Raw genomic sequence first — 21,421 nt, 5'->3', positions numbered from 1 at the left:
CGCCCTACAGCAGCGGCAGCACCAGCAGCCCGATCACCAGCGCCCACAGCAGCGCCCCGACCGAAAACACCGTGTAGGTGACCGACAGCGTCCGCACCCAGTGATCGTGCTCGAACAAGGCGTCCAGCCCATGCAGAATCAGCCCGGCCGAGGCGAACAGCCCGGTGCCCCCCGCCAACAGGTTGAACAGCGGGCTCGGCACCATCAGCGTCAGGGCGGACAGCCAGATCGGCAGCGGGGCGATCGCCGCCAGACGGTAGCAGTCGCGGTACGCCAGCGGCCGGGTGCTGCGCACCGAGTGCCGGATCACGTAACCCATCAGGGGCACGCACAGCCAGCTCACCAGCAGGAACAGCAGCGCGACGTAGCACCATTGGCGGAAGGGCACCGCGGGCGCGTACACCTCGCCGTGAAAGTACGCGGCGTACACGATCATCGCGCTGCTGAGCAGCGACGCCGGCAGCACCACCTTGCCGAAGCTGGCCGCCAGCGAGGGATGGCTCCTGGCCAGTTCATCCCAGCCGTCTTCCGACGATATCAGCATGCGAACGGGCGTAAGCAGACTCATGGCAAAGCTCCTTGGTTTACGGCGATGGCCTCTCTAATATATCGCATTACGATATATTTACAAGCCATCCTTTGATTCGCCTCGCCAGCGGATCCACCCAGGATGGCCCGCACCGGGGTCACGCGGCATCCCTCTCCTCCGCCGTCGGTGCAAAAAAAAAAACGGACCGCCTTGGCGGTCCGTTCTCGTCAGCCAAAACCGGCCTCGGTTCAGATCTTGTCATACAGCTTGGCGCCGCCCTTGACGAACTCGATCGACTTCACCTCCATGCCCTTGGCCAGCGCCTCCTCTTCGGCCAAGCCCTGCTGCGCGGCGAAGTCGCGCACGTCCTGGGTGATCTTCATCGAACAGAAGTGCGGGCCGCACATCGAGCAGAAGTGCGCCACCTTGGCCGAATCCTTCGGCAGCGTCTCGTCATGGAACGAGCGCGCGCGGTCCGGGTCGAGGCCGAGGTTGAACTGGTCTTCCCAGCGGAACTCGAAACGCGCCTTGGACAGCGCGTTGTCGCGGATCTGCGCGCCCGGATGCCCCTTGGCCAGGTCGGCGGCGTGCGCGGCCAGCTTGTAGGTGATGATGCCTTCCTTGACGTCGTCCTTGTTCGGCAGGCCGAGGTGCTCCTTCGGCGTGACGTAGCACAGCATCGCGGTGCCGTACCAGCCGATCTGCGCCGCGCCGATGGCGCTGGTGATGTGGTCGTAGCCCGGCGCGATGTCGGTGGTCAACGGGCCCAGGGTGTAGAACGGCGCCTCGTGGCACCACTCCAGTTCCTTGTCCATGTTCTCCTTGATCAGCTGCATCGGCACGTGGCCCGGGCCTTCGATCATCACCTGCACATCGTGCTGCCAGGCGATCTGGGTCAGTTCACCCAGGGTCTTCAGTTCGCCCAGCTGCGCGTCGTCGTTGGCGTCCCACACGCTGCCCGGACGCAGGCCGTCGCCGAGCGAGAAGGCGACGTCATACGCCTTCATGATGTCGCAGATCTCTTCGAAATGCGTATAGAGGAAGTTTTCCTTGTGATGCGCCAGGCACCACTTGGCCATGATCGAGCCGCCGCGCGACACGATGCCGGTCATGCGGTTGGCGGTCATCGGCACGTAGCGCAGCAGCACGCCGGCGTGGATGGTGAAGTAGTCGACGCCCTGCTCGGCCTGCTCGATCAGCGTGTCCTTGAAGATGTCCCAGGTCAGGTCCTCGGCCTTGCCGTTGACCTTCTCCAGCGCCTGGTAGATCGGAACGGTGCCGATCGGCACCGGGCTGTTGCGCAGGATCCACTCGCGGGTTTCATGGATGTTCTTCCCGGTCGACAGGTCCATGATGGTGTCGGCACCCCAGCGGATACCCCAGGTCATCTTGTCGACTTCTTCCGAGATCGACGAGGTCACCGCCGAGTTGCCGATGTTGCCGTTGATCTTCACCAGGAAGTTGCGGCCGATGATCATCGGCTCGGATTCCGGGTGGTTGATGTTGTTGGGGATGATGGCGCGGCCGGCGGCCACTTCCTGGCGCACGAATTCCGGGGTGATGGTGTCGACCATGCCGGCACCGTAGTTCTGGCCCGGGTGCTGGCGCGTCATCAGCTCGACGAGGCGCGCGTTCTTGCCGCCGGCGGTCTTCAGCGACTCGATGTAGGCGGCGCGGTTCTGGTTCTCGCGGATCGCGATGTATTCCATCTCCGGCGTGATGATGCCCTGGCGCGCGTAGTGCATCTGGGTGACGTTCTTGCCCGGCAGCGCGCGGCGCGGCTGACGCGTCAGGTTGAAGCGCAGCTCGTCGAGCTTGGCGTCGGCCTCGCGGGCGCGGCCGTACTCGGAGCTCAAACCGGCCAGCTGCTCGGTGTCGCCGCGCTCCTCGATCCAGGCGGCGCGGATCGGCGCCAGGCCGGAGCGGATGTCGATCTGGGCGGCCGGGTCGGTGTAGGGGCCGGAGCAGTCGTAGACGTAGATCGGCGGGTTCTGCTCGCCGCCGAACTGGGTCGGGGTGTCGGCCTGGCTGATCTCGCGCATCGGCACGCGGAGGTCGGGGCGGGAGCCTTCGACGTAGATCTTGCGGGAATTGGGCAGCGGCTGGATGGCGGCTTGGTCCACCACCATTTCGGTTTTCAGGTTGGTCGGCGCGTTCATCGGTCGGTCTCCGTGGTTGCTTCGATGAAACAGCGCAGGGAGCGGAACGCCGGACGACGGGGCCATGGGCGGGAAGTACGGCGGGAGCCGGACTTCAATTAAAGACGCTTCCCTACGCCGGTATTATCCGGGTCAGGTTCCAAGGGTGTTTCTCACCGGCGCCCCGTGTTTATGTAAAAAAACCAATCCTTCGATGGGGACTGGCTCATAAAAAACGGGGGCAGGACCCCTAGCGATGCTGTGAAGGTACGGTAAATATGGGATAATCGCAAGTTATTGTCGACAAAGCCCTTCCGGAGTGAACTGATGGATTTTGAGAATGCCCGCTTCAACCTGGTCGAACAGCAAATTCGTCCGTGGGATGTGCTTGACCCCAAAGTACTCGATCTGCTGTTTCACGTGAAACGTGAGGATTTCGTGCCGGACGACAAGCGCACGCTGGCCTTCGTCGACACCGAACTGCCGCTCATCAACGGCCACAAGATGCTGCAGCCGAAGGTGGAAGCCCGCCTGGTGCAGGACCTCGGCCTGAAGCCGGAAGACAAGGTGCTGGAAATCGGTACCGGCAGCGGTCACGTCACCGCCCTGCTGGCCAGCCTGTCGCGCCACGTCTACAGCGTCGACCTCGACCCGGTGATGAAGGAAATGGCGGCCAAGAACCTGAAGAAGGCCGGCATCAGCAACGCCACTCTGGTCGAAGGCAACGGTGTCGACGGCTACGCCGCACAGGCGCCGTTCGACGCCATCCTGGTCGGCGGCTCGCTGCCGGTGGTGCCGGACAGCCTGAAGCAACAGCTGGCCGTCGGCGGCCGCATGATCCTGGTGGTCGGCGACGAGCCGGTGATGACCACCAAGCTGATCGAGCGCGAGAGCGAAACCGTCTTCCGCGAGACCAACCTGTTCGAAATCTGCATCCCGCGCCTGGCCCACTCCGAGGCGGTCGAGCCGGAACGGTTCAGCTTCTGATGGTCAAGGAAATCAGCGCCGGCGAGCTGGCACAGTGGCTGGCCGACGCCAGCGCCGAGCAGCCGGTGCTGCTGGACGTGCGCGAGGACTGGGAAGTGCAGCTGTGCCGCATTCCCGGTTCGCTGCACATCCCGATGAACCTGATCCCGCTGCGCATGAGCGAGCTGCCGGATGACCAGCCCATCGTCACCGTCTGCCACCACGGCGTGCGCAGCTTCCAGGTGGGGCTCTACCTCGCCAATGCCGGTTTCGAGCCGGTGATCAGCCTGCGTGGCGGCGTCGAGGCCTGGGCCTGCGACGTCGATCCGACCATGGCGCACTACTGAACCCGCGCCATTTCCTTCCTCAAGGCCTTTCCCTCACGCCGTGCGGGAACGGCCTTTTTGCTGACCGGTCTTAGCCTCGGAGCGCGCTCGCCAGCCGGCCCCCGGCCGACGCCGAGCCGCTTGCAAGCGTGCCAAGCCCCCCGTTCTTCTGCGACAACAACTAACGCCATGCCGCAACTCGACTATCTCGCCCCCACCCTCGCCCGCGTCCATCCCGCCTGGGAGACCGTGCTGAGGTCGCCTGCGTGTTTCAAGGCCCTGAGCCAGATCGACCGCACCCTCGCCAATGAAGCCGCCGCCGGCAAGACCCTCTACCCGCCGCGCGAGCAGATCTTCCACGCCCTGAGCTACGCCGCCCCGGCCGACGTGCGCGTCGTCATCCTCGGCCAGGATCCCTACCATGGCGCCGGCGAGGCGATGGGGCTGTCGTTCTCGGTACCGCCGGGCGTGCGCATTCCGCCCAGCCTGCGCAACGTCTACAAGGAAATCGCCGCCGATCTCGGCACCGGCCTGCCGGCTTCGGGCGACCTGACGCCTTGGGCGCGGCAAGGCGTGCTGCTGCTCAACAGCGTGCTGACGGTGGAGGCCGACAAGGCTGGCAGCCACGGCAAGCTGGGCTGGCAGAACGTCAGCGACGCGCTGATCGACGCCGTCAACGCCGAGAACCCCGGCTGCGTGTTCCTGCTGTGGGGCAACTGGGCGCAGGGCAAGGCGGAGCGCATCGACACGCGCCGCCACAAGGTGCTGTGCGCCGCCCACCCCTCGCCGCTGTCGGCCAGCCGCGGCTTTCACGGCTGTCGCCACTTCTCGCAGGCCAACGCCTGGCTCGCCGCCGCCGGGCGCGGCGTGATCGAGTGGGCACCCGCCGCCGAACAATCGCTGCTGTTTTGACCCGGTCCCTCAGCGGCCCGCTTCCCAGCGGGCCGGCCTTGCCCTAAGCTTGGAGTCCCGCAACTCTTTTTCCCCACCGTGGACATATTCATATTACTGTTGCTGATCCTGCTCAACGGCGTGTTCGCCATGTCCGAACTGGCGCTGGTGTCGTCGCGCAAGGTCCGTCTTCAGCAATGGGCCGACGACGGCGACAAGGGCGCGCAGGCCGCGCTCAAGCTGGTCGAAGAGCCCACCCGCTTTCTCTCCACCATCCAGATCGGCATCACCTCGATCGGCATCATGTCCGGCGTGTTCGGTGAAGAAGCCATCGCCCAGCACCTGGCCGCCTGGCTCAAGCAGTACCCGTTGATCGCACCGTATAGCGACCCGCTGGCGTTCGGCGTGATGGTGGTGACCATCACCACCCTGTCGCTGCTGTTCGGCGAGCTGGTGCCCAAGCGCCTCGCCATGCACAACCCGGAACTCTTCGCCGCCGTGCTGGCGCGGCCGATGAAGCTGCTGTCGCGCGCCACCGCGCCGCTGGTGCGCGTGCTGAGCCTGTTCACCGACGCCATCCTGCGCCTGATGGGCGCCAAGAAGAGCAAGGAGCCCTCGATCACCGAGGAAGAAATCAAGGTGCTGATGGAACAGGGCGCCGACGAAGGCGTGTTCGACCGTGCCGAGCAGGAGCTGGTGGAAAACATCTTCCGCCTCGACGACCGCAAGGTGGCGTCGATCATGACGCCGCGCAAGGACATCATCTCGCTCGACATCGAGGACGACCACACCAGCAATTGCCAGCTGATGCAGTCGCACCCCTACTCGCGCTACCCGGTGTGCAAGGGCGGCATGGACCAGCTGATCGGCATCGTCGACGCCAAGCACCTGCTCGACCGCCTGCTCTCCGGCGGCAGCGTCGACTTCACCGCCGGCATGCACCCGCCGCTCTACGTGCCGGCCACGGTGTCGCTGATGCAGTTGCTGGAGCAGTTCAAGCGCGCGCGCATCCACATGGCGCTGGTGGTGGACGAGTACGGCGAGCTGGAAGGCCTGGTGACGCTGCACGACGTGCTGGAGTCGATCGTCGGCGGCCTGCCGGCCGGTCCGCAGGAAGACGAACAGCTGATCATCCAGCGCGACGAACACAGCTGGCTGGTGGACGGCATGGTGGCGCCGGACGAGCTGCGCGAGCACTTCGCCATCGACAGCCTGCTGCCCGGCGAGGACACCGGCAACATCCATACCCTGGGCGGCGTGGTGATGTTCCAGCTGGGCCGGGTGCCGGTGGCGGCCGACCGTTTCGAGTGGAACGGCTTCGCCTTCGAGGTGGTGGACATGGACAAGACCCGTGTCGACAAGGTCATGGTCAGCCGCCTGCAGGCAGCGTCGGCGCCGGAGGAAGAGCCGCCGGCAGCGTGAGCCGTCGGCATCGTGCCGCATCTTCCTGCAACGCCGCCCTTGGGCGGCGTTTTGCTGTCTGGTCGTCGCCCGTCATGGCACGCTTGGCAAAAGCGCACTACGCTGAAATTGACCAGCCTGGTCGCGCGCCGGCACCAGGCTTCAGCGATATGAGGACCGCAGCATGCTCGAACACACCCTGGCCGCCCCCGTCGAAGCGTGGGTCAAGTCGTTCCGTCACCATCTCAACCTGCCCGTCGCCATCGTGCTGCCCTCCGGCCAGAGCCTGGCGCTGGGCGACTTCGAACAGCCCCGGCTGGCCATCCGCGTGCGCTCGTGGAAGTCGCTGCCGCTGTTGCTGTCGCCGTCGGTGGACCATCTGGCCACCGCCTACGTCGAGGGCGAGCTCGATCTGGACGGCACCCTGGACGACATCATCGAGCTGGGCTACGCCTTCGCCCTGGCCGAGAACCCGGTGCCCGGCACCAGCTTCCAGCCCGGCCACGTGCGCCACACGCGCGAGCTCGACCGCGAGGCGATCCGTTTCCACTACAACGTCTCCAACCGCTTCTACGCGCAGTGGCTGGACCGCGACATGGTCTACTCCTGCGCCTACTTCGCGCACGGCAACGAGACGCTGGAGGAGGCCCAGCACGCCAAGATCCGCCACATCCTCACCAAGATCCGACTGCAGCCCGGCCAGACCCTGCTCGACATCGGCTGCGGCTGGGGCGCGCTGGTACGGCTGGCGGCGCGCGAATTCGGCGCGCGCTGCGTCGGCATCACGCTGTCCGAGGCGCAGTACGAGCACGCCGTGGAACGCGTGCGCCAGGAAGGGCTGCAGCGGCAGGTGGAAATCCGCCTGCAGGACTACCGCGACGTCGACGGCCGCTTCGACCGCCTCACCAGCGTCGGCATGTTCGAGCACGTCGGCCTCTCCAACCTGGTGGACTACTTCGGCACGCTGAACCGCCTGCTCGCCGATGGCGGCCTCGCCCTCAACCACGGCATCACCACCACCTCGGCGGCCAGCGACGGCACCGCCGGCGGCGGCGGCGACTTCATCGAGAAGTACGTGTTCCCGCACGGCGAGCTGCCGCATATCTCGCTGGTGTTGCGCACGCTGCAGGAAGGCGGGCTGGAGCCGATCGACGTGGAGAGCCTGCGCCGCCACTACGCCGTCACGCTGGCGGCCTGGGCCAGCCGCTTCGAGGCCGCCCGCGAGGCGATCCGCCAGGAAGTGGACGAAAAGACCTGGCGCATCTGGCGCCTCTACCTTGCCGGCTGCGCCTACGCCTTCCGCACCGACAAGGTGTCTATCTTCCAGGTGCTGTGCCAGAAGGCCGGCCAGGACGCCGCCACGCTGGCGTGGTCGCGCGACTACATGTACCGCGGCCGCTGAGGTGGCGTCTGCATCGTCAAAGGTTGGCCGAAGACCGCGCCTAGTCTGAAAGGACTAGGCGCGTAGTGCCTCTTTCCCGGCGCGCCACCCCATCCGGCGAATAGTGCCTCGCCGCCGCGCTCCCTACCATGCAGGGTGACGGAAACCGTCCCGCTCACGGCACGGTACGTTGCCGAGGCCGCGCCGCCGCCGCGCCCGCCTCGGCAAGCGCCTATGGGAGAGTCCACGATGAAACAATCGCTGGCCGGCTTGAGCATCCTGCTCGTCGACGATCACGCGCTGGTACGCATGGGCCTGCGCACGCTGCTGGAAAGCGCCGGGGCCCAGGTGCTGGGCGAAGCCGACAACGGCGAGGAGGCCTTGCGCCTGTACGAAGAAACCCGGCCCGACGTGCTGATCCTCGACCTCTACATGCCCGGCATGGGCGGCTTCGCCACTCTCGAACGGCTGCGCGCGCGCCATCCCGCGGCGCGCGTGCTGATCCTCTCGGCGCACCATGAAGTGGCGATGCCGGTACGCGCGCTGCGCATCGGCGCCCTGGGCTACCTGTGCAAGCGCAGCGCCCCGCAGGAGTTCGTCAAGGCGGTGCGCCAGATCGGCAACAACCAGCGCTATCTCGATCCGCAGCTGGCGCAGCAGGTGGCGCTGGCCCAGCTGGGCGGTGCCGCCGACCCCTCCGAAGCACTCACCGACAAGGAATTCGCCATCTTCCTGCAGCTCGCCCAGGGACACTCGGTCAACGAGGTGGCGGAGGAACTGCACCTGAGCCCGAGCACCGTCGGCACCCACCTCTACCACATCAAGCAGAAGCTCAACGTGCAGAACGCCGCCGAATTGGCGCTGATCGCGGTGCGTTGCGGCCTGATCGACGTCTAATCGAGACCGATTACGACATGACCGCCGCAGGCGGCCGCCCCCTCCGTCCTAGCGAAAATCATGAGGCCCGGCGCCGGGATGCCGTGAGGCCGCGTTCCCGGCATCGCCGACGCGCGCGCGTGTGACCGTGCCGACAATGATCCCAGATACCGCTGCACGAAACCGTCGCACGCCCTCGCCAGGCGGCGCTGTACGGCCGTCCGCCGGTCTACAGGAGCCGGGCGTCCCGCACCGGCCTGCCGAGGAAAGAGGAGCGCACCATGCCGAAAGAATCGACCGGGCTCAGCCTGGATGGCCAGGGCAAACCGCTGTGGCTGTCGCTGGAACTGACCTACCGCTGCCCGCTGAAATGCTCGTGGTGCAACAACCCGCTGGATTTCGACAAGTACACCGAACACGAACTCAGCACCGAAGAATGGAAACGCGTGCTCGCCGAAGCGCGCGAGCTGGGCGCACTGCAGCTGGGCTTCACCGGCGGCGAACCGTTGCAGCGTCCCGACCTGGAAGAGCTGGTGGCCTACGCCGACGAGCTGGGCTTCTACACCAACCTGATCACCTCGGGGGTCGGGCTCAACGAGGCGCGCATGGCGGCGCTCAAGCAGGCCGGCCTGAAGCAGGTGCAGCTGTCGCTGCAAGCGACCCGCGCCGCGCTCACCGACCAGCTGGTGGGCACCCGCGCCCACGCCCGCAAGCTGGAAGCGGCACGCCTGATCAAGGCGTACGGCTTCCCGATGGTGCTCAACATGCCGGTATTCCGCCACAACATCGACCTGATCGACGAGATGGTAGCGTGGGCCGCCGAGCTCGGCGTCGAGTACATCGAATTCGCCAACATCCAGTACTACAACTGGGCGCTGCTCAACCGCGACGAGCTGATGCCGACGCGCGAGCAGATCCAGCGGGCCGAGGCGGTGATCCAGCGCTGGCGCGAACGGCTCGACGGCGCCATGACGATCTATTTCGTCATCCCCGACTACTTCGAAGACCGCCCCAAGGCGTGCATGAACGGCTGGGGCGCCATCCATCTCACCATCGCCCCCGACGGCGTGGCGATGCCGTGCCAGGAGGCACGCGTGATTCCCGGGCTGGAATTCCACTCGGTGCGGGATCAATCCCTGGCCTGGATCTGGCACGACTCGCCGCTGTTCCGCAAATACCGCGGGCTCGACTGGCTGCCGGAACCGTGCCGTTCCTGTTCCGAAAAGGAAAAAGATTTCGGCGGCTGCCGCTGCCAGGCCTTCCTGCTCACCGGCGACGCCGGCAACACCGACCCGGCCTGCAGCCGCTCGCCGCAGCATGTCCTGGTGCAGGCGGCGGTGACGCAGGCGGTGGCGCCACAGCGCTTCCGCAAGCCGCTGATCAAGCGTTCCGCCAACGGCGTCTGCACCAGCTTCATGGAGGAGTGAATGCGCCATCCCTACGACAGCGCCGGCGGCACCCTGCTGCTGGGCGCGCTGCTCACACTGCTGCTGTTCCTGCTGGTGCGCCTGCTGGCCGGCTGAGGAGACACCATGGACGCAATGACACTCGACCTGCTGGTGCGCTGGGTGCATTTTCTCGCCGGCATCGTCTGGGTCGGCCACAACTACTCCAGCGTGGTGCAGCGGCCAAGCTGGCGCCCGCTCAGCGCCGCGGACCTGACCGACGACCAGAGCCCGCGCTTCCAGGCGCTGCTCAACCGCGAGCACGGCACCTTCCGCTGGGCGGCGGTGCTGACCTGGTGCGCCGGCCTGCTGATGCTGTGGCAGCGCGGCATCCTGGCGTCGGCACTGACCCTGCACGGGGCGCAGGCGCCGATCGGCGTCGGCCTGTACCTCGGCACGCTGATGATGCTCAACGTCTGGTTCGTGCTGTGGCCGCATCAGAAGAAGGTGCTGGGGCTGGTGCCGGCCAGCGTCGAGGAGCGGCTGCGCTGCTCGCGCATCACCCATCTCTCCTCGCGCACCAACACCATGCTTTCGCTGCCGCTGCTGTTCTTCATGGCAGCGGGCACGCACGGCGGCTTCCTGTTCGGCTGAGACCATGAGCCCGGCCTACAACTTCGCCTCCGGCCCGGCGCGCCTGCCGGATGCCGTGCTGGAGCGGGCACACGACACCCTGCTGCTACGCGGCGCCGACGGCGCCTGCGCGCTGGAGCGCCCGTTCTCCAGCCCGGCGTTCCGCGCCACGCTGGAGCGCGCCCGGCAGCGCCTGGCGGCGCTGCTCGACCTGCCCGCGGGCTACCGCGTGCTGTTCCTCGCCGGTGGCGCGATGCAGCAGTTTTCCATGGTGCCGCTCAACCTGCTCGGCCCGTCGCGTCGCGCCGCCTACGCCGACTCCGGCTACTGGGCCGGCCGCGCCATCCGCGAGGCGCGCCGTTTCGCCGAGGTGGCGGTGGTGGCGCGCTACCAGGGCGACACCCCGCTCGCCGCGCCGCCGCTGGAGAACTGGCGGCTGCCGGACGACTGCGCCTACTGCCACATCACCCCCAACGAAACCGGCGAAGGCATCGCCTACCCCGCCCTGCCCAACACCGGTGCCGTGCCGCTGGTGGCCGACGCCACCTCCTGCTTCCTCGCCGCCCCGCTGGATATATCGCGCTTCGGGCTGATCTACGCCGGCGCCCAGAAGAACATCGGTCCGGCCGGGCTGACCGTGGTGATCGTGCGCGAGGACCTGCTGCAACGGGAGGCGCGCTACGCCCCCGCCCCTTATTGCTATCGCCAGCAGCTGGCCGAGAACAATACCGTGAACACCCCGGTGGGCTGGGCCATCGAGCTCGCGGCACTGGTATTCGACTGGATCGCGGAATCGGGCGGCCTGGCGGCAATGGCAGAGGCCAACCGCCGCAAGGCCGAGCGGCTGTACCACGCCATCGACACCAGCGGCGGCTTCTACCGGGCGCCGGTGGCGCACGGCCACCGCTCGCCGAGCAACGTGCGTTTCCAGCTGACGGACGAGCGACTCACCGAGCCCTTCCTGCAGCAGGCCGAGGCGGCCGGGCTGACGCATCTGCGCGGCCACTGTCACGTCGGCGGGCTGCGCGCCAGCCTCTACAACGCCATGCCGGAAGCCGGTGTCGCCGCCCTGGTGGCGTTCATGGCGGACTTTGCCCGGAGACAGGGGTGAACACGGCGCCGTTTCATTGGGGCCGCCGCCCCGGGCTGGCGGGCGGCATCGACAAGAGCGGGGCGCAGGCGGCGGCACTGCTCGCGGCCGGCTTTGCCGCGGTGGAGTTCGGCACCGTGACGCCGCAGCCGGTGCCGGGGCAGCAGCCCGGCGTGGCGGCGCTGGCCGCGACGCTGGCCCGCCTCGGGGCACGTGGCGACAGCGCCATCGGCATCGGCCTGGGCATGACACCGGGCGCCGCGCCGCCAGCGCTGCACGACGACTGGCTGTACGGCCTGCAGCAGGCGGCGCCGGTGGCGGATTACCTGAGCTGCAATCTCAGCGCCCGGGCCTACCGTCCGCTGCTGGCGGCGGAGCACGACGCGCTGCTGCGGCAGGCGCTGGCGGCCATGGTGCGGGAACGCGACCGGCTCGCCGCGGCCTCCGGGCGCCGCCTGGCGCTCGCGCTCAAGCTGCCGCTGGCGTCGGTCCGCCTCGCCGTCGCCGCCGCCACGGCGGGGTTCGACGCCCTGATCCTGGTCCAGCCGGACGGCATGACGCTGCGCGGCCTGGCACACCAGCTGCACGGCGGTCCGGCGCTGATCGCGGTGGGCGGCATCCGCCGCGCCGCCGACGTGCGTGCCGCGCTGGCGGCGGGGGCGCACGGGGTGCAGGTGCATCGCCTGTTCGCCGAGCACGGCCCGGCCTGCCTCGCCATGCTGTGCGAGGAGCGGCTGGCGCGGCCCGTCTCATGATTTTCACGAGCCGTTTTTGGCCCGCTGCCGCTGGCTGGCGTCCGGGCCGGGCCGAATAATCGTTACTGGAGCGGCATGGGGCCGCACCGCAACCGAAGGAGACCGTCATGACCTGGGAAACCCCCGCCTACTGCGAAATCCGCCTTGGCTTCGAAGTGACCGCCTACGTCTACGTGCGCTGAGCCACGGGGCGGCAGCGGCAACAGCGCTGCCGCCCCCTTGCGCCGATCAGGAGCTACCGCCATGACCCCATCCCACCCGCTCGACCACGCGCGTCCCCGGCTGGCACCGCACTTCATGTTTCGCTGGGAGGCGAGCCAGCAGGCCTACATCCTGCTTTACCCCGAAGGCCTGATCAAACTCAACGTGTCGGCCGGAGAAATCCTGAAACGCTGCGACGGCCAGCGCAGCGTGGACGATATCGTCGCCGACCTGCAGGCCGCCTTTCCCGACAGCGCGGCACAGATCGAGAGCGGCACCCGGGCGTTCGTCGACACCGCCTGCGCCAAGGGCTGGCTGCAGCTCATGGTAGCCGGCGCGCAACCCGCGCGCGACTGAACGCCCCCTACCGGCAATGGGCGCTCGACCAGCGCCCGTCGGTGTTGATTGTTGGCCGATCAACGACTGGCGGCCGGCGTCTCGTTGAGGCAGTTGCGGGGTTGCCGGTTGATGGCTTCCTGCAGCGCCTGGAGCCGCTGGTAGTCGGTGGTCTGGATGCCCTTTTCCTGCATCAGGCGGTGGATTTCCGGCCCTTCCCACACCTGGAAATCGCTCAGGCGCAGCATGATGTCGCCGATGCGCTGGCGCGCGTCCGGGGTGTCCTCGGCCGGGTGGATGGCGAACTGGTGCAGGCCGGGCGGCAGGTTGCGCACCGCGAAGTCGTAGCCGTCGTAGCGCACTTCGAGGTTCTGCGGCCGGATTTCCGGGTTGTACTGCATGATGTAGCTGTCGGCCACCACGTTGCCGCGCAGCTGCTCGCCCCTGCTCAGCGGCAGTTGCTGCGCCACCGGATGCCACAACAGTTGCAGCACCACCGGGATGCCGGTGAGCTTGGGCAGCGACAGATAGAGGTTGATGAAGTCGTTGCGGATGCGCCAGAACACCATGTGGGTGTCGAGGTGGGTGATGGTGAGACCGGCGTCGCGCGCCTTCTGGATCTGCGCCAGGAGTTCACGCCGCACGTCGTCGATGTCGGCGTGCGCCGCCAGTTCTTCGATGTTGCCCCACAGCCGGCCTTCCGGGTTGTACAACGAGGGCACCTGCTCGCGCGGCAGCACCGCGCCCCAGCCGTAATCCTCCTGCCATTCGTCGGTCAGCGTCAGGTGCAGCCCGACCGCCTTGTGACGCTGGCGCACCTCCGCCGCGGCCGCGGCAAAATGCGGCGCCGGCACCATCAGCGACAGATCCTGGATCTTGCCCTCGTCGAGCAAGCGGAACGCCGCGCGGTCGAGGTCGGGGTGCATGCCGACGTCGTCGGCGTTGACGATCGCCAGCTTGGCGTCGTCGGGATAACCGAGGCAGCGCGTCAGCGGGGTGGCCGCGCAGTTGAGGGCAAAAGACGCCAGTACGGCGCCGAGTAGGGGGAGTTTGGGCAACATGGACGAGCAATCAACGACACACAGGCGGCTACTGTAACGGCTCGCGGCCGCCACGGCGAGCACTAATCTCGCCTTGCCGCCCTCCTCCCCTCGGGGTCTAGAGCATCACCGCGGCCTGGACCGGGGCCGGACCGGCAGCGGGTGGCGGCGGCGCGGCGGGAGCCGGCTGGGCCGTGGTGCCGGACGGCTGGGCCGCCGCCGGAGCGGGTGGTGCAGGTGGTGCGGCTGGCTGGGCCGGCGCGGCAGCCGGTTCCGTTGCCGGGTCCGTGACCTTCTTCATCAGCGCATCGGCGATGCTGCGTTCCTTCTCGGCCCGCGCCTGGAAGCTCTGCAGCGGCTTGATTTCCCACTTGAGCTGCCCCCAGGCCGGTAGGTCGCGCAGCAGGCGGTCGGCCTCGTCGTTGGATGCGGCATCGAGGATGAAGGCGAAGGTTCGGTCGCCCACCGGCATGCCGCCGACGATCTTCCTGGCGGCCTCCAGCTTCATCAGCGCGTCGAAGGTCGGCAGCAGTTCTTCCTCCACCGCCTCCACCGCTTCCGACGGCGTCGCGTAGTCCGGTGCGCCCGAGCCGATCACCAGGTATTGCGCGGCTCCAGCGGCCGGCCCCAGCGCCGCCAGCGCAACCGCCAGCAGCCACCGGGGCACCACCTTGTTATCCATACATGTCCTCCCACTGCCTGATTGCTAGCGGGTCGGTCAAGGTCGCCAGGCAGTACGACGTTGGCCGAAGCCAGGACGCCAGACAGCGGCAATGGGCGGGGAACCCTGCAAGCGGCGCGCACGCAAATGGGTTCGAGGGAGCAATCGCGAAGCTGGTCAACGGGGTCGATTCGGCATGAACACCCGGTCCATACCATGCAGTATGGCTAACAAATCCAAAAAGAACAGCTTTAAAACAGGGCCATTTTCTGGCCCGTAAACGGCCGCTGCGCGGTTTTCCTGATTTTGGACGCCGGAACCGCTCGGCAGAACAGAAATGCCGTGGCGGGCCTCTACGGCGTCGCCACGGCGGTCTGGTTCACACGCCGTGGTAGCCACGGTACCAGGCGACAAAGCGCTGCATGCCGTCGGCCAGCGGTGTGTCGGGCGAGAAGCCGACCGCGGCGCGCAGCCTGGCGGTGTCGGCGTAGGTCACCGGCACGTCGCCGTCCTGCATCGGGTAGTAGTCCTTCACCGCCTCGCGCCCGCAGGCGGCTTCGGTGGCGCGGATGAATTTCATCAGCTCGACCGGGTTGTGATTGCCGATGTTGAACAGCCGGTACGGCGGCTGGCCGTCGGCGCCCTGCGGCACATGCTCCATCACGCGCAGCACGCCTTCGACGATGTCGTCGATGTAGGTGAAGTCGCGCTGCATCTTGCCGTGGTTGAACACCTTGATGGTTTCGCCCTTGAGGATGGCCTCGGTGAACAGCCACGGCGCCATGTCCGGGCGGCCCCACGGGCCGTACACGGTGAAGAACCTGAGGCCGGTGGTGGGCAGCGCGTAGAGGTGGGCGTAGCTGTGCGCCATCACCTCGTTGGCCTTCTTGGTGGCGGCGTAGAAGCTCACCGGGGCGTCGACGCGGTCGTCCTCCGAGAACGGCACCTTGGCGTTCTGGCCGTAGACGCTGCTGGAGCTGGCGTACACCAGGTGCTTGACCGGGTGGCGGCGGCAGGCTTCCAGCACGTTGGTGAAGCCGGTGAGGTTGCTCTGGGCGTAGGCGTGCGGGTTCTGGATGCTGTAGCGCACCCCGGCCTGGGCGGCGAGGTGGATCACGTAGTCGACGCGCTCGGCGGCGAACAGCGCCTCGAGTCCGTCCCAGTCGGCGATGTCGAGCCGGTGGAAGGCGAAACCCGGGCGGCTCTGCAGCGTGGCGAGCCGGGCGTGCTTGAGCTCGACGGCGTAGTAGTCGTTGAGGTTATCCACAGCCACGACGTCGACCCCGCCCTTGTCCAGCAGTTTTTCGCACACGGCGCGACCGATGAAACCGGCGGCGCCGGTGACCAATACTTTCATTGCGTGTTCTCCAGACGGTGAAGCTCGATCAGCTTCGCGTATTTGATGTAGCTGTTGAAGCAGCCGATGCTGATGTGCACCAGGCCCGGCACGCCGTCGCGAAAGCCCTGGCGCAGCAGGTAGAACTTGAAGAAGCGCAGCAGCGGGCTGAACACCAGCTTCGGCCAACCCACGCGCTTGCCGCGCTCGAACAGCGCCTGTGCCTGCAGATCGGTGTAACGGTTCTGCTTGGTGAGATAGAGCGCGATGTCTTCGCCCGACTCGTGCATCAGGTCGCCCTTGAGGTTTTCCACAGGCCCGTCTGCGATGACGTACTCGTGCACCGCGTGGTCCGACCAGCGGGCCCGGCGCCGGTCGAACAGCCGCAGGCTGAGGTCCGGGTAGCCCTCGCCGTGCCGCAGGAAACGACCCATGAATTTGTTACTGCGCGGAAAACGGTAGGCCGCCGCTTGTGGATTGTCCGGCAAGTCTTTGATTTCACTGGACAATCTGGCTGACAGCCATTCGTCGGCATCGAGGCACAGCACCCAATCGTGGCGTGCCTGCTGCACCGCAAACTGCTTCTGCGGACCGAATCCGAGCCAATCCTGGTGGATAACTTTGGCGTTATAGCTTTTGGCAATGGCAATAGTGTCGTCGCTGCTGCCTGAATCCACCACCACGATCTCGTCGGCAAAACGGCAGCTTTCCAGGCAGGCCGCAATCTGTTGTGCCGCATTCTTGGTGATCAATACGACGCTCAGTGCTGAGCTCATGGTTTCTTATTAGCCCTTTTATATAAAAACCGAAGAAACTGTAGAAGTCGCCCTTCCCCTGTGGACAAGTGCTTTTCCATTTTATAAATCAGTGCATTATCTTGCTTGAAAGGCTGTTGCCAACTGCCTTGTCAGCACCTTCATCAGTTGTGGATAAATAGTGAGCGGTCTGTCCTGAGCGCTTTACCCACAGCTTGTCGGCAGCTTGTGCGTGTCGTGTGGTGGACAGCGTGTTCTGCTCGCCATCGGTCTTTTCATTGACGCCCTTATATAAAATGAAACAACAGATGAAGGGGCCCTCAGTTTGTGGATAAGCTGAAAAACGACGTGCTAACTCAGTTACTTGCCCTGTTGATGAGCATGGGATTGTTTCAGCTGGCAACTCACGGACAGATTGTGGATAAATCCGCCAGAACTTGTCCACAGGCGGTTATCCACAGTTCGTGCCGGTGGATTTTACTTGGTTAACCACAGGGCCGCTCGTACAATGCCGGCCATGATGAATGTGCTGATCGTGCGCACCTCGTCGATGGGCGACCTTATCCACACCTGGCCTGCCGTGACCGACCTGCTTGCGCATTACCCCAACCTGCGTCTGGCCTGGCTGGCCGAAGAAAACTTCGCCGATATCGCCGCGCTGCATCCCGGGGTACGCGCGGTGATTCCGATCGCCTGGCGGCGCTGGCGCAAATCCCTGCTGTCCCCTTCCACCTGGGCCGAAATGCGCGTGTTTCGCGAACAGCTGCGGGCGCGTCACTGGGATCTGGTGCTGGACGCCCAGGGACTGGTCAAGAGCGCGCTGCCCGCCAAGCTGGCGCGCGCGCCGCTCGCCGGCTACGGCTGGTCGAGCATCCGCGAGCCGCTGGCCAGCCTGTTCTACGACAAGAAGCACCGTGTCAGCCGCCAGCTTTCCGCGATCGAGCGCAACCGCCGCCTGTTCGGCCTGACCTTCGGCTACCAGCCGGAAGGCGCACCGGATTTCGGCATCCACGCCGGCCCCCGGCCGGCCTGGCTGCTGCCGGGCGACTACGCCGTGCTGCTGCACGCCACCAGCCGTGCTTCCAAGGAATGGCCGGAGGAGCGCTGGGTGCAGCTGGCCGACACCCTGGCGCGCCAGGACGGCATGGTGGCGGTGCTGCCGTGGGGCTCGGCCAAGGAGAAGGAGCGCGCCGAACGCCTGGCCGCCAAGATGCACGCCGGGGTGGTGGCGCCCAAGCTGTCGCTGAGGGAGGCGGCCGGCCTGCTCGGCCACGCCGAGGCGGTGGTGGGTGTCGACACCGGGCTGACCCACATGGCCAACGCCGTGAACGTGCCGCTGGTGGCGCTCTATACCGATACCGATCCGGCCCGAACCGGCGTGGTGGAAGGTCCGCGCGCGCTCAACCTGGGCAACGCCGGGCAGTGCCCGACGGTGGACGAGGTGCTGGCGGCGCTGGTGCGGGTGCGGAGCGCGGCGTGATCTGGCGTACCTTGTATAGCGCGCTGTGGACGCTGGCCACGCCGCTGATCCGCCGCTACCTGAGAAAGCGCGCAAAGAAGGCGCCGGCCTACCTCGAGCACTGGGACGAACGCTTCGGCCAACGTGTCGTACCCGCCGCCACCGGGGCGATCTGGGTGCACGCGGTGTCGGTGGGCGAGACGCGCGCCGCGCTGCCGCTGGTGGCGGCCTTGCGCCGGCGCTGGCCCGACGCGCCGCTGCTCGTCACCCAGATGACGCCGACCGGCCGCGCCACCGCCGAGGCGCTCTACCCCGACGCCGAAGTGCGTTACCTGCCCTACGACTACCCGCGCGCCGTGCGCGCCTTCCTGCAGAGCTACCGTCCGCGCTTCGGCGTGCTGATGGAAACCGAGCTGTGGCCCAACCTGATCCACGCCGCGCACGCGCAGCGGGTGCCGTTGTTCCTCGCCAACGCCCGGCTGTCGGAAAAATCGCTCAGGGGCTACCGCAAGGTGGCCCGGCTGATGGCGCCGGCGCTACGCCAATTCCGCGCCATTGCCGCCCAGAGCGCCGACGATGCCGGCCGTTTGCAGCAGTTGGGCGCAGTCGATGTCGCCGTCTGCGGCAACACCAAGTACGATTTCACCGCGCCCGAGGCGGCGCTGGAGCTGGGCGCGGCGTTCCGCCGGCGCATCGGCACGCGCCCGGTGCTGGTGTGCGCCAGCACGCGCGACGGCGAGGAAGCGCTGATCCTGGACGCCTGGCGCGCCGCCGGCCGCGCCGTGGCGGATGTCCTGCTGGTGATCGTGCCGCGCCATCCGGAACGCTTCGCCAGCGTGGCGGGGTTGGCCGAAGCCGCGGGCTTCGCGGTGCAGCGCCGCAGCGACGATGCCGCGCTACGCGACACCACCCAGGTCTGGATCGGCGACAGCATGGGCGAGCTGTTCGGCTACTACGCCGCCGCCGATGTCGCCTTCGTCGGCGGCAGCCTGCTGCCACTGGGCGGGCAGAACCTGATCGAACCGGCCAGCGTCGGCGTGCCGGTGCTGTTCGGGCCGTCCATGTTCAACTTCGCCGATGCCAGCGCCAAGGCGCTGGCAGCCGGTGCCGCACTGCAGGTGGCCGACGCCGCGGCGCTGGTGCAGCAAGCGCTGGCGCTGCTGGCCGACCCGGCCCGTCGCCAGAGCATGCGCCAGGCGGCGCTGGGGTTCACCGCCGCCCATCGCGGTGCCAGCGAGCGCATCGTGGCGCTGATCGCGCACGGCCTCGAGCGCCGCTGAGTTCCCTTTCCCCTCGGATTTTGCTGCGGCGTCGCGCTGCCGCTGCCGTGGCACGACCTCCTCCTCGCTATTTTTTTCTGACATTCAAACTGAATTTTTATCGTTTCTGGGAATGAAGCGGCACGACTCTCGTTGCTCGCGTCGGGACATGGCCATCCCGGTGTCGATACATGAAAAAAGGCGGGAGAAAGTCTCCCGCCTTTTGGCGTGGTGGTCTGCTGGTTTCACGTGAAACCAGCGGTGGCGATCCGGCTCAGCGCCGCAGCGCGGCCGCCAGCTGTTCCGCGGTTTGGGCCGGGTCGGCGGCGTCGAACAGCGCGCCGATCACCGCCAGCATGTCGGCGCCGGCACTGATCACCTCTCCGGCATTATCTGCGGTGATGCCGCCGATCGCCGCGCTCGGCACGCCGAGCCGCTTGGCCTGGGCGAACAGCTCGAGCGGCGCGCGCACCGCGTGCGGCTTGGTGCCGGACGGAAACACCGCGCCGAAGGCGACGTAGCTGGCGCCGGCCGCCACCGCCGCCTCGGCCAGTTTGATATCGTCGTAGCAGGAGGCGCCGATGATGGCGTCCGCTCCCAGCCGGGCGCGCGCCGCGGCGATGGCGGCGTCGTCACGGCCCAGGTGCACGCCGTCGGCGCCGACCGCCAGTGCCAGCTCGACGTCGTCGTTGACGATGAAGGTGACGCCGTGGCTGTGGCACAGGCTCGCCAGCAGGTTGGCCTGCCAGAGCCGCCGCACCGGGTCCTGGCTCTTGTTGCGGTACTGCAGCAGGCGCACGCCGTGCGGCAGCACGTCGCTCACCCGCTCGATCAGGCGCTCGCTGTCGTCGGTGTCCGGGGTGATGGCGTACAGTCCCTCAAGCGTGGCCAACGTCGTCTCCTTCGCCGTCCTGTTCCGCCTCTTTGCCCTCTTCCTCCGCCACTTCGCGCGCCCAGAACAGCCGGTCCGGGATGTACTGGCCCATGCCGGGGCGGAAGGCGTTGAGCAGGGTCTGGTAGGTGTACTCCTGGGCGTCGGTGATGGCCTCGTCTACCGGTGCGCCGGCGGCCAGCATGCCGGCGATGGCCGAGGCCAGCGTGCAGCCGGAGCCGTGGTAGCGCTCGGGCAGTCGCTCCCAATGGTGCTGGCGCACCTTGAGGTCCTTGCTGTAGTGGGAGTTGATCACCTCGCGCGTGTTCTCGTGGGTGCCGGTGATCAGCACGTGCTCGCAGCCCAGCGCCAGCAGCCGCTTGGCGCAGTCGTCGAGCGTCAGGCTGTCTTCCTCGTCCGGGTCGTTGGCGGCGAGCCGGCGCGCCTCGATGCTGTTGGGGGTGAGCACGCTGACCTGCGGCAGCAGCATGTCGCGCAGCGCGGCGATCATGTCGTCGTCGGCGAGGTCGTCGCCGCCGTCGCTGGCCAGTACCGGGTCGTATACCAGCGGGATATCGGGGTAATCGGCCATCAACTGGGCGATAACCGCGACGTTTTCGATGCTGCCGATCATGCCGATCTTGAACGCGGCCACCGGGATGTCCTCCAGCAGGCAGCGCGCCTGGTCGTTGACCCAGTCGGCCTCCATGACCAGGAAGTCGCTGACCCCGGCGGTGTCCTGCACGGTGATGGCGGTGATGACCGACAGGGGGTGGCAACCGAGGCTCGCCAGCGTCAGAATGTCGGCCTGGATGCCGGCGCCCCCGGACGGGTCGGAGCCGGCCAGCGTCAATACGGCGGGCAGAGGGGATGGAGTGCTCAAAGCTTAGCCTCTTTGTCGGTCAGGATTTAGAATCGGTATTTTAACTGAGCTGGGGCCAAAGGCGATGCGCAGCTGGATGTGTCTTATTTGTGGTTTCATTTACGAGGAAGAGGCGGGCCGCCCCGAAGACGGCATCGCGCCGGGCACCCGCTGGGAAGACGTGCCGGTGAACTGGACCTGCCCGGACTGCGACGCCCGCAAGGAAGATTTCGAAATGGTCGAGTTCTGAACCCGGCCGCGTCAATGCGA

At 67.1% G+C, this 21,421-nt stretch carries 24 protein-coding genes; 15 read left to right on the top strand and 9 right to left on the bottom strand.

What is annotated here, in order from left to right:
* Nucleotides 1–4 precede the first annotated feature (4 nt).
* The gene (locus FURADRAFT_RS17065; RefSeq protein ID WP_008955416.1) at nucleotides 5–568 is read right to left on the bottom strand and encodes a YIP1 family protein; all 564 of its coding nucleotides are present in this window, start codon (nucleotides 566–568) and stop codon (nucleotides 5–7) included.
* Between the two features lie 209 nt (nucleotides 569–777).
* Nucleotides 778–2,688: a phosphomethylpyrimidine synthase ThiC gene (thiC, locus tag FURADRAFT_RS17060; protein ID WP_008955415.1), complete on the bottom strand. Its 1,911-nt coding sequence runs from the start codon at nucleotides 2,686–2,688 to the stop codon at nucleotides 778–780.
* A 306-nt stretch (nucleotides 2,689–2,994) separates the two neighbouring features.
* Between thiC and FURADRAFT_RS17055 the strand changes: the two genes are divergently transcribed.
* From FURADRAFT_RS17055 to pqqD, 12 genes are all read left to right on the top strand, one after another.
* Complete coding sequence (locus FURADRAFT_RS17055) at nucleotides 2,995–3,654, top strand: protein-L-isoaspartate O-methyltransferase family protein (protein WP_008955414.1); 660 nt, start codon at nucleotides 2,995–2,997, stop codon at nucleotides 3,652–3,654.
* A complete protein-coding gene (locus FURADRAFT_RS17050; protein WP_369751193.1) occupies nucleotides 3,651–3,980 on the top strand; it encodes a rhodanese-like domain-containing protein in 330 nt (109 codons plus the stop codon). The genes FURADRAFT_RS17055 and FURADRAFT_RS17050 overlap by 4 nt, the downstream gene beginning before the upstream one ends.
* Nucleotides 3,981–4,148: 168 nt before the next feature.
* On the top strand, nucleotides 4,149–4,871 hold the full coding sequence (locus FURADRAFT_RS17045) for a uracil-DNA glycosylase (protein ID WP_008955412.1): 723 nt from the start codon (nucleotides 4,149–4,151) through the stop codon (nucleotides 4,869–4,871).
* A 99-nt stretch (nucleotides 4,872–4,970) separates the two neighbouring features.
* Nucleotides 4,971–6,272 carry a hemolysin family protein gene (locus FURADRAFT_RS17040; RefSeq protein ID WP_150105099.1) on the top strand — a complete coding sequence of 434 codons (1,302 nt, stop codon included), beginning with the start codon at nucleotides 4,971–4,973 and terminating at the stop codon, nucleotides 6,270–6,272.
* 163 nt (nucleotides 6,273–6,435) lie between these two features.
* Nucleotides 6,436–7,653 (top strand): SAM-dependent methyltransferase, encoded by a 1,218-nt coding sequence (locus FURADRAFT_RS17035; RefSeq protein WP_008955410.1) that lies wholly within the window; start codon nucleotides 6,436–6,438, stop codon nucleotides 7,651–7,653.
* A gap of 228 nt (nucleotides 7,654–7,881) precedes the next feature.
* Nucleotides 7,882–8,529, top strand: coding sequence for a response regulator (locus tag FURADRAFT_RS17030; RefSeq protein ID WP_008955409.1), 648 nt, complete (start codon nucleotides 7,882–7,884; stop codon nucleotides 8,527–8,529).
* 260 nt (nucleotides 8,530–8,789) lie between these two features.
* Entirely contained in the window at nucleotides 8,790–9,935 is a 1,146-nt protein-coding gene (gene pqqE, locus FURADRAFT_RS17025) for a pyrroloquinoline quinone biosynthesis protein PqqE (RefSeq protein WP_008955408.1), read from the top strand.
* Between the two features lie 105 nt (nucleotides 9,936–10,040).
* Complete coding sequence (locus FURADRAFT_RS17020) at nucleotides 10,041–10,547, top strand: urate hydroxylase PuuD (protein ID WP_008955406.1); 507 nt, start codon at nucleotides 10,041–10,043, stop codon at nucleotides 10,545–10,547.
* Nucleotides 10,548–10,551: 4 nt separating this feature from the next.
* A complete protein-coding gene (serC, locus tag FURADRAFT_RS17015) occupies nucleotides 10,552–11,637 on the top strand; it encodes a 3-phosphoserine/phosphohydroxythreonine transaminase (RefSeq protein WP_008955405.1) in 1,086 nt (361 codons plus the stop codon).
* Complete coding sequence (locus tag FURADRAFT_RS17010) at nucleotides 11,634–12,371, top strand: dihydroorotate dehydrogenase (RefSeq protein ID WP_008955404.1); 738 nt, start codon at nucleotides 11,634–11,636, stop codon at nucleotides 12,369–12,371. Before serC ends, FURADRAFT_RS17010 begins: the two co-directional genes overlap by 4 nt.
* Nucleotides 12,372–12,478: 107 nt before the next feature.
* The gene (pqqA, locus tag FURADRAFT_RS21400; protein WP_081455968.1) at nucleotides 12,479–12,553 is read left to right on the top strand and encodes a pyrroloquinoline quinone precursor peptide PqqA; all 75 of its coding nucleotides are present in this window, start codon (nucleotides 12,479–12,481) and stop codon (nucleotides 12,551–12,553) included.
* A 61-nt stretch (nucleotides 12,554–12,614) separates the two neighbouring features.
* Nucleotides 12,615–12,929: a pyrroloquinoline quinone biosynthesis peptide chaperone PqqD gene (gene pqqD / locus FURADRAFT_RS17005; protein ID WP_008955403.1), complete on the top strand. Its 315-nt coding sequence runs from the start codon at nucleotides 12,615–12,617 to the stop codon at nucleotides 12,927–12,929.
* 59 nt (nucleotides 12,930–12,988) lie between these two features.
* Here the strand turns inward: pqqD and FURADRAFT_RS17000 are convergent, their stop codons facing one another.
* From FURADRAFT_RS17000 to FURADRAFT_RS20635, 5 genes are all read right to left on the bottom strand, one after another.
* Nucleotides 12,989–13,969, bottom strand: a complete 981-nt coding sequence (locus tag FURADRAFT_RS17000; RefSeq protein ID WP_008955402.1) for a polysaccharide deacetylase family protein — start codon at nucleotides 13,967–13,969, stop codon at nucleotides 12,989–12,991.
* A gap of 97 nt (nucleotides 13,970–14,066) precedes the next feature.
* A complete protein-coding gene (locus tag FURADRAFT_RS16995; protein ID WP_008955401.1) occupies nucleotides 14,067–14,630 on the bottom strand; it encodes a hypothetical protein in 564 nt (187 codons plus the stop codon).
* Between the two features lie 358 nt (nucleotides 14,631–14,988).
* Nucleotides 14,989–15,966, bottom strand: coding sequence for an NAD-dependent epimerase (locus tag FURADRAFT_RS16990; RefSeq protein ID WP_008955400.1), 978 nt, complete (start codon nucleotides 15,964–15,966; stop codon nucleotides 14,989–14,991).
* Nucleotides 15,963–16,721, bottom strand: a complete 759-nt coding sequence (locus FURADRAFT_RS16985) for a glycosyltransferase family 2 protein (protein WP_008955399.1) — start codon at nucleotides 16,719–16,721, stop codon at nucleotides 15,963–15,965. The genes FURADRAFT_RS16990 and FURADRAFT_RS16985 overlap by 4 nt, the downstream gene beginning before the upstream one ends.
* An 88-nt stretch (nucleotides 16,722–16,809) precedes the next feature.
* Nucleotides 16,810–17,145, bottom strand: coding sequence for a hypothetical protein (locus FURADRAFT_RS20635; protein WP_150105098.1), 336 nt, complete (start codon nucleotides 17,143–17,145; stop codon nucleotides 16,810–16,812).
* Nucleotides 17,146–17,217: 72 nt separating this feature from the next.
* Between FURADRAFT_RS20635 and waaC the strand changes: the two genes are divergently transcribed.
* Nucleotides 17,218–18,180 carry a lipopolysaccharide heptosyltransferase I gene (waaC, locus tag FURADRAFT_RS16980; RefSeq protein WP_050773246.1) on the top strand — a complete coding sequence of 321 codons (963 nt, stop codon included), beginning with the start codon at nucleotides 17,218–17,220 and terminating at the stop codon, nucleotides 18,178–18,180.
* Nucleotides 18,177–19,439: a lipid IV(A) 3-deoxy-D-manno-octulosonic acid transferase gene (gene waaA, locus FURADRAFT_RS16975; RefSeq protein WP_008955397.1), complete on the top strand. Its 1,263-nt coding sequence runs from the start codon at nucleotides 18,177–18,179 to the stop codon at nucleotides 19,437–19,439. The genes waaC and waaA overlap by 4 nt, the downstream gene beginning before the upstream one ends.
* A 253-nt stretch (nucleotides 19,440–19,692) precedes the next feature.
* Here the strand turns inward: waaA and thiE are convergent, their stop codons facing one another.
* Nucleotides 19,693–20,310, bottom strand: a complete 618-nt coding sequence (gene thiE, locus FURADRAFT_RS16970) for a thiamine phosphate synthase (RefSeq protein ID WP_008955396.1) — start codon at nucleotides 20,308–20,310, stop codon at nucleotides 19,693–19,695.
* Nucleotides 20,297–21,172 (bottom strand): bifunctional hydroxymethylpyrimidine kinase/phosphomethylpyrimidine kinase, encoded by an 876-nt coding sequence (gene thiD / locus FURADRAFT_RS16965; RefSeq protein ID WP_008955395.1) that lies wholly within the window; start codon nucleotides 21,170–21,172, stop codon nucleotides 20,297–20,299. Before thiD ends, thiE begins: the two co-directional genes overlap by 14 nt.
* A 76-nt stretch (nucleotides 21,173–21,248) precedes the next feature.
* Between thiD and FURADRAFT_RS16960 the strand changes: the two genes are divergently transcribed.
* Nucleotides 21,249–21,401, top strand: a complete 153-nt coding sequence (locus FURADRAFT_RS16960; protein WP_014088782.1) for a rubredoxin — start codon at nucleotides 21,249–21,251, stop codon at nucleotides 21,399–21,401.
* The last annotated feature ends 20 nt before the right edge of the window (nucleotides 21,402–21,421 follow it).

Origin of the sequence: Pseudogulbenkiania ferrooxidans 2002 (genome assembly GCF_000174355.1) — a bacterium.
Lineage (GTDB): Bacteria > Pseudomonadota > Gammaproteobacteria > Burkholderiales > Chromobacteriaceae > Pseudogulbenkiania > Pseudogulbenkiania ferrooxidans.
Note: the sequence above shows the minus strand (reverse complement) of the source record. Positions and strands in the feature narration are given on the sequence as shown.

What these genes read in the sequence shown, in the direction of transcription:
- pqqE (WP_008955408.1), top strand. Translation starts at nt 8,790, where the DNA reads ATGCCGAAAGAATCGACCGGGCTCAGCCTGGATGGCCAGGGCAAACCG.
- thiC (WP_008955415.1), bottom strand. Translation starts at nt 2,688, where the DNA reads ATGAACGCGCCGACCAACCTGAAAACCGAAATGGTGGTGGACCAAGCC.
- FURADRAFT_RS16990 (WP_008955400.1), bottom strand. Translation starts at nt 15,966, where the DNA reads ATGAAAGTATTGGTCACCGGCGCCGCCGGTTTCATCGGTCGCGCCGTG.
- serC (WP_008955405.1), top strand. Translation starts at nt 10,552, where the DNA reads ATGAGCCCGGCCTACAACTTCGCCTCCGGCCCGGCGCGCCTGCCGGAT.
- waaC (WP_050773246.1), top strand. Translation starts at nt 17,218, where the DNA reads ATGATGAATGTGCTGATCGTGCGCACCTCGTCGATGGGCGACCTTATC.
- FURADRAFT_RS16960 (WP_014088782.1), top strand. Translation starts at nt 21,249, where the DNA reads ATGTGTCTTATTTGTGGTTTCATTTACGAGGAAGAGGCGGGCCGCCCC.
- FURADRAFT_RS17020 (WP_008955406.1), top strand. Translation starts at nt 10,041, where the DNA reads ATGGACGCAATGACACTCGACCTGCTGGTGCGCTGGGTGCATTTTCTC.
- FURADRAFT_RS17035 (WP_008955410.1), top strand. Translation starts at nt 6,436, where the DNA reads ATGCTCGAACACACCCTGGCCGCCCCCGTCGAAGCGTGGGTCAAGTCG.
- FURADRAFT_RS16985 (WP_008955399.1), bottom strand. Translation starts at nt 16,721, where the DNA reads ATGAGCTCAGCACTGAGCGTCGTATTGATCACCAAGAATGCGGCACAA.
- pqqD (WP_008955403.1), top strand. Translation starts at nt 12,615, where the DNA reads ATGACCCCATCCCACCCGCTCGACCACGCGCGTCCCCGGCTGGCACCG.
- FURADRAFT_RS17000 (WP_008955402.1), bottom strand. Translation starts at nt 13,969, where the DNA reads ATGTTGCCCAAACTCCCCCTACTCGGCGCCGTACTGGCGTCTTTTGCC.
- FURADRAFT_RS17065 (WP_008955416.1), bottom strand. Translation starts at nt 568, where the DNA reads ATGAGTCTGCTTACGCCCGTTCGCATGCTGATATCGTCGGAAGACGGC.
- FURADRAFT_RS17030 (WP_008955409.1), top strand. Translation starts at nt 7,882, where the DNA reads ATGAAACAATCGCTGGCCGGCTTGAGCATCCTGCTCGTCGACGATCAC.
- FURADRAFT_RS17055 (WP_008955414.1), top strand. Translation starts at nt 2,995, where the DNA reads ATGGATTTTGAGAATGCCCGCTTCAACCTGGTCGAACAGCAAATTCGT.
- FURADRAFT_RS16995 (WP_008955401.1), bottom strand. Translation starts at nt 14,630, where the DNA reads ATGGATAACAAGGTGGTGCCCCGGTGGCTGCTGGCGGTTGCGCTGGCG.
- FURADRAFT_RS17045 (WP_008955412.1), top strand. Translation starts at nt 4,149, where the DNA reads ATGCCGCAACTCGACTATCTCGCCCCCACCCTCGCCCGCGTCCATCCC.